The organism is Intrasporangium chromatireducens Q5-1 (assembly GCF_000576575.1).
Classification (GTDB): domain Bacteria; phylum Actinomycetota; class Actinomycetes; order Actinomycetales; family Dermatophilaceae; genus Intrasporangium_A; species Intrasporangium_A chromatireducens.
Map to the genome: position 1 here is coordinate 1 of NZ_AWQS01000542.1, position 812 is coordinate 812.

An 812-nucleotide genomic window follows, 5' to 3' on the forward strand; every position below is an offset into this window, starting at 1 on the left:
GCAGAAGACCGAACCCGAGTTGAAGGTCGACCTGCGATGACCGCTGCCGCAGTCCTGGCTACCTGCGGCGCCAACTCGTCCAGCGCGTTCCAAGTCCATGCGTGCTCAGCTCACGCGCACCCACACCGCCTTGTACACCGACTGCTCGCTTGAGGATCCCGAATACTGCGCGAACCAACTGCCGGTGTGCCAAGCGCGGGCTTGGAGAGAGAAGTCGCCAGACGAGGACGTGACCGCGGTTCCGGCGTACGAGGCACGCGTCGTCCCGGCTGGGACGTAGTAGATACCGACCCGGCGACCCGACAGAGGTTGTCCGTTGAACAGCTTCAGGTCTCCAGAGACTCGGAACGACGTCCCGGGCGCCACCGTCGTGCTGCTCGGGACGTTGGTCACCGTCGTCGCTCCTTTGAGCAGAGTCATCGTGGAGCCTCCTCCGAAAACGGTCGAGTCAGCAGGATTGGAGACGAGCGCAAGGACCTGCAGGCGCCCATAGGGCGTGGTCCGGCTACCAAGCGTGTATGGGCTCGCCAATCGTACGGTGAAGGTCTTTCTTCCAGCCCCGGCGGCGGCACCGACGGTCGACTGTGCGGCAAGTCGCGCCTCACCAGGCCCTTGGAGCAGGTAGCCGGCAGTCAGGTCGACCTGCCGAACGACATCAGAGGGATCGTCGACGACCACTGTAACCGTCAATGGTGTTGAACGACAGCTTGGTTGCGGAGGTGGCCGGGGGGTGACGACGTCGTGGGTGAGGACGTTCTCGGCGGGGTGGTGACCGGGCGGGCTCTACGGTTGGCGTCAAGAGCGTGATGATG

General features: G+C 64.4%; 1 protein-coding gene. It reads right to left on the minus strand.

The window, feature by feature from the left end; translation table 11 throughout:
* Window positions 1–105: 105 nt before the first annotated feature.
* Window positions 106–678, minus strand: a complete 573-nt coding sequence (locus N864_RS24955) for a hypothetical protein (protein WP_155893081.1) — start codon at window positions 676–678, stop codon at window positions 106–108.
* Between the last annotated feature and the right edge of the window lie 134 nt (window positions 679–812).